4 protein-coding genes are annotated in these 5,436 nt (G+C 39.2%); all 4 read right to left on the bottom strand.

Annotation, left to right across the window (positions count from 1 at the left end; translation table 11 throughout):
- Positions 1-115: 115 nt before the first annotated feature.
- Complete coding sequence (locus tag ACLTU0_RS10475) at positions 116-1,144, bottom strand: M42 family peptidase (RefSeq protein ID WP_412322384.1); 1,029 nt, start codon at positions 1,142-1,144, stop codon at positions 116-118.
- A 1-nt stretch (position 1,145) separates the two neighbouring features.
- A complete protein-coding gene (gene murD / locus ACLTU0_RS10470) occupies positions 1,146-2,519 on the bottom strand; it encodes a UDP-N-acetylmuramoyl-L-alanine--D-glutamate ligase (RefSeq protein WP_117967886.1) in 1,374 nt (457 codons plus the stop codon).
- A 203-nt stretch (positions 2,520-2,722) separates the two neighbouring features.
- Positions 2,723-4,744 carry a bifunctional 4-hydroxy-3-methylbut-2-enyl diphosphate reductase/30S ribosomal protein S1 gene (locus tag ACLTU0_RS10465; RefSeq protein WP_022230822.1) on the bottom strand — a complete coding sequence of 674 codons (2,022 nt, stop codon included), beginning with the start codon at positions 4,742-4,744 and terminating at the stop codon, positions 2,723-2,725.
- The gene (locus ACLTU0_RS10460) at positions 4,741-5,349 is read right to left on the bottom strand and encodes a lysophospholipid acyltransferase family protein (protein WP_412322383.1); all 609 of its coding nucleotides are present in this window, start codon (positions 5,347-5,349) and stop codon (positions 4,741-4,743) included. The genes ACLTU0_RS10465 and ACLTU0_RS10460 overlap by 4 nt, the downstream gene beginning before the upstream one ends.
- Between the last annotated feature and the right edge of the window lie 87 nt (positions 5,350-5,436).

Genomic DNA, 5,436 nt, shown 5'->3' with positions numbered 1-5,436 from the left:
ACATTACCCATTGTATCAACGATAATATCGTCAACATTATCTTTAATTTCCGCAATTAGCAAATTTCGTATATCATTTTCATTTCCGCTTACGGCATTTATTTCAGACATTTTTTTCAGAAGTTCAGCCATTGTAATTCTCCCCTCTGTTCTTTTATAAATTCAGTCAGCAGATTAACTGTCGCTTTAACATCTGAAACTGCCAAAGTTTCAACTGATGTGTGCATATATTTAAGCGGTATTGATATAAGTGCCGTCGGCACACCGTCACACGCAACTTGTATCTCCCAAGCGTCCGTACCTGTATTGCCGCCGTCAACGTCCGTGCTTACCTTTATTCCGTGACGTTTTGATACCGCAAAAAGTTCATTGGTAAGTTTTGGGTGAAGATTAGGACCTACCGAAAGAACAGTACCCGTTCCGACTTCAAACGCATTATCCGAATTGTCAGGCGTTATACCGTGACACACGTCAATCGCAACCGCCATATCAGGATTAATGCCGTATGCAGTGGTTTTACCGCCTCTGCAGCCGACTTCCTCCTGCACTGCCGCGACGGCGTACACATCAATGTCAATATCCAAATCTTTGATATTTTTCATAACACGCATTATAGCCGCAACGCTTGCTCTGTCGTCAAGCGATTTACCGCTGAATTGCTTTTTGCCGAGTCTGCCTACAGACTGTGCAAGAGTTATACTGTCGCCGACTGCTGCAAGTTCTTTAACTTTTTCGGCACTCAAACCTGTATCAACCGCCAATTCTTTTAATTTGGCTGTCTTTCCTTGCTCCAGTAAGTAATTCGGCTTTATGCCTATTACTCCCCACAAATCTTCTTTGCCGTGTACAGTCACTTCGGTTGACGGAAGTGTTCTTTCGTCAACACCGCCGACATTCGCGAATGTCAAATATCCCTCATCCGTAATTGATGTGACAATCAATCCTATTTCGTCACAATGTGCCTCAATCATCAATTTAGGTGCGTTAGGTTTATTACTGCGTTTTACCGCAATCACACTGCCTAAAGAATCGATTTTTACATCATCACAATACTTTTTAAACATATCGGCAATTTGGTCTGTCAAACGATATTCAAATCCCGATATACCACGCATATCACTTAATTTTCTTATAAGTTTTCTCATATTAATTCAACTCGTTTACTATTTTCTTGAATAGATTTCCTCTTTCTTCAAAGTTTCTGAACATATCAAAACTTGTACTTGCCGGTGACAGAAGAACAACGTCACCGTCATGTGCCTTACTTCTTGCTGTATTAACTGCATCCTCATAAGACGTTGCACGAATTACCTCTATATCTTTACCGTTTCCGGTCTTATTTATTTCAGCGTCAAGCGCCTCTTGAATTTTATCCGATGTTGCACCGATTAATATAAGCACCTTAACGTGTTCGGCAAGTGCAGGTCCTATTTCGTCATAAGGAATGCCCTTATCCTTACCGCCGGCTATCATTATAACCTTATTAGGAAATACTCTTAGAGTGTTTATCGTTCTGTTAGGGCTTGAATCTATTGAGCTGTTATAATACTTAACTCCGTCAAGTGTTCTTACAAGCTCAATTCTGTGTTCCACACCGCCGAAAGTTTTTGCAACGTTCACTATAACTTCCTTGCTCACCAAACCGCTTACTGCGGCAATAGCAGCCATATAATTTTCGACATTGTGCATACCCGGTATTTTAATGTCCTTGATATTAAGTATTTCTACTATACCTCTTTTTATAATATTTCCGTCAAGATATACGTCAGCCATACCGTTTCTTGAGAAATACTTGACCGCACCGTTTGCACTCTTGCCTATATCTGCCGTAACTTGATTATCTGCATTTACGATAAGCGTATCGCCTTCATTCTGATAAAGCATTATATTTTTCTTTGCGTCGATATATTCCTTGTAATCTTTGTGCATATCAAGGTGGTTCGGACTTATGTTTGTGATAACCGCAATTTCAGGTGATTTTCTCATTGTATGAAGTTGGAATGAAGAAAGTTCAAGAATTACCCAGTCGTTTTCTTTCATTTTCTCGGTATCAGTCAAAAGCGGATTTCCGATATTTCCGCCGAGCCATGTTTTGTATCCTGCATCAGTCATCATTTTATGGATAAGCGTCGTTGTTGTTGTCTTACCGTCACTGCCTGTAACGGCAATTATATGTGACGGACACACTTCAAAAAACACTTCCATTTCACTTGTTACGATACTTCCGTTTTCCTTAGCTTTTAAAAGTTCAGGTACGTCATATCTCATTCCCGGAGTTTTAAATATCATATCACCCGAAAGATTGTTAAGATAACCGTCACCAAGATTGAACTTTACGCCCAACTTCTCAAGTTCGGTATAATTCTCCCCCAAATCTTCTGCACTTCTTCTGTCACAAGCCGTTACATTCGCACCGAGTGACACAAGATATTTTATAAGCGGCAAATTTGATATGCCGATTCCGATTACAGTTATATTCTTTCCGGCAACATTATACTTGAATTCATCTAATTTGTTCATACTAAATTATTCCTCCGAAATTCTTATTTTATCATATTACTCCGAATTTTCTGACTAAACTTAACTGCATATATCAGAAAATATACCAATTATTTTTTCTATTGTATCACAAATGCGTTCAAAAATCAAGGAAATGGGATATTAAAGTAAAACCAAGCATAAAAAAAGGATATTGCATTGCAATACCCTTTTAATATTCTGAATTATTCAGCGTCGTCAGCCTCAACTTCGATTGCCTCTTCAACTTCTACCTCAGGGTCTGTTGAATAAACAAGTGTTTCAGCATTATGGTCTTCTACAGGAGCTTCTTCTTCCTTAACTTCTTCTTCCTTTTCAGGTGTAGGAATTAGAGCACGGATTGAAAGACTGATCTTCTTTTCGTCCCAGTTAAGATCTGTAACCTTAGCCTCAACTTCTTCACCGATTGTAAGAACATCTTCCGGCTTGCCGATTCTTCTGTCAGCAATTTGAGAAATGTGGATAAGACCGTCTACGTTAGGCATAATTTCAGCGAATGCGCCGAATGGCATCATACGAACTATTTTACACTTAACAACGTCACCTACATTAATCTTTGATTGAGCGATTGTCCAAGGATTGTCCTCAATCTTCTTAAACCCAAGAGAAATCTTCTTTGTTTCTCTGTTAAGGTCCTTAATGTAAACATCAAGAACGTCACCCTCTTTAACAACTTCTGAAGGGTGCTTGATTTTATTCCATGAAAGTTCACTGATGTGAACAAGACCGTCAACACCGCCGATGTCAACGAATGCACCGAATGATGTCAGTGACTTAACAGTACCTTGATACTTCTTGCCAACTTCAGCCTCTGCCCAGAACTTTTCTTCTTTTTCTTTTCTTGCAGCCTCAAGAATAACTCTGACTGAACCGATAACACGTCTTCTTCTTTCGTCGATTTCGATTATCTTATAGTTTACAGTTGTTCCTACAAGGCTTTGAAGGTCCTGTACAAATCTTCCGGATGCCTGACGTGCAGGGATAAATACCTGAGAACCGTCTGTAAGTGCAATAACACCGCCCTTAACAGCCTTTATAATCTTTCCTTCCAAAGTCTCGCCTGATTCATAAGCTTCTTTGATTTTGTTCCAGCTTTCCATAGCTACCAATTTCTTTCTTGATAGAACTACTTTACCCTCAGCATCGTTTACGCCTACAACGTAAACCTTGATTGTATCGCCTTCTTTTACTACATCAGACGGCTTAAGTGCAGGGTCATCAGTAAGCTGATCAGCTGCTAATTGTCCGTTATACTTAAAGCCACCCAAATCAACGATGACCTCATTATTGCGAACTTCTACAACTGTTCCCTCTACAATGTCCCCGTTATTAAGAGTTTTACTTTCATACTGTGCAAACAGTTCTGCAAAGTTCTCCTCATTTTTTAAATTTTCACTCATAGCCTTTACTACCTCCTCGATAATACTGCCGGGTGTAGACGCTCCTGCAGTAATACCTATTTTATTATATGTTTTTTCTTGAGGTAAATCCTCAAAAGTTTCGATGTGATAGGTGTGTTTACAGTTTCGCTTTGATATTTCAAACAGCTTTCTTGTATTTGAGCTTTCCTTTCCCCCGATTACAATCATCATGTCCGAATTTCTCGAAAGTTCGTCTGCCTCTTTTTGCCTATCCTTCGTCGCACTACATATTGTATCAAAAACTAGGGTACTTTTGCAAGTTTTTTTTACATTTTGTACGATTTCACCAAAAAAATCTCTATTAATTGTGGTTTGTGCTACAATACATATGTCTTTTGAGGCTAAATTACCGTCAATTTCACTTTTCACGTCGTTAATTATGACAGCTTTGTTATCGCACCAGCCATTTATTCCAATAACTTCCGGATGGTTTTTATCGCCGACAATAATAATTTGATACCCCTCTTTGTGATGTTTCGATACAATTTTATGTATCTTTGCCACAAAAGGACAGGTAAGGTCAATATACTCACGACCGTTCATTTTGTCATAAACAGCTTTCGGCACTCCGTGTGCCCTTATAACAACCGTATGGTCACTCGGAATATCCTCTATACTGTCATACGCATACACGCCCTTGCTCGCCAAATCTTCGATTACCTGCCTATTATGAATAAGCGGTCCGAGCGTTGCGATTTTTTTACCGTTTTCGATTTCTTTATAAACATCGTCCACCGCTCTTTTTACACCGTAGCAGAATCCTGCCGTTTTTGCAACATTAATCATTTTTGTTCTCCGATTTTCTTAATATCTGTATTGTCAAACGAATAAATTGTCTGCATAACTTCATCGGCAAGTGTCTGCAAAGTTTCATTATCAGGCTTTTTGCCATAATATTCTTCAAACGTAATAGGTTTACCGAATGTTACTGTGACCTTGTGAAAAGGCTTGTATTCACCGCTTATGCAAAGCGGAATGACAGGCACTTCGGCATACACGGCAATCATCGAAACACCCAATTTAGCCTTTACTCTCTTGCCGTTTTTTATTCTGTGACCTTCAGGAAAAATAAGCATTGCGTCATTATTTTTTAATATTGAAAACGCACCTTTTATAGCACCTATATCGCCTCTGCCGCGCTGTATCGGAAACGCACCGAGTTTTTTTATAAGTCCGCCGAAAAGCTTATTTTTAAACAAGTCGGCTTTTGCCATAAATCTTAGCGGACGCGGACAATATGCCCCTGCAAAAATCGGATCCCAATTACTTTTATGGTTTACGGCAAGTATCATACCGCCGTCTTTCGGAACATTTTCCTTGCCCACTACTTTTACTCTGAAAATACAGTGTGTAACGCCTTTTGCTAAACCGCTTAAAAATTTATATAGCATATTTCAGCCCTCCGTTTTTTCAAGAATTAAGCCTTTTACAAGCTTAACCGCGCCGTCAAAATCATATTCTGTCGTATCAATCAATGT

This window comes from Hominilimicola sp., assembly GCF_046972485.1.
Taxonomy (GTDB): domain Bacteria; phylum Bacillota; class Clostridia; order UBA1381; family UBA1381; genus Hominilimicola; species Hominilimicola fabiformis.
Note: the sequence above shows the minus strand (reverse complement) of the source record. Positions and strands in the feature narration are given on the sequence as shown.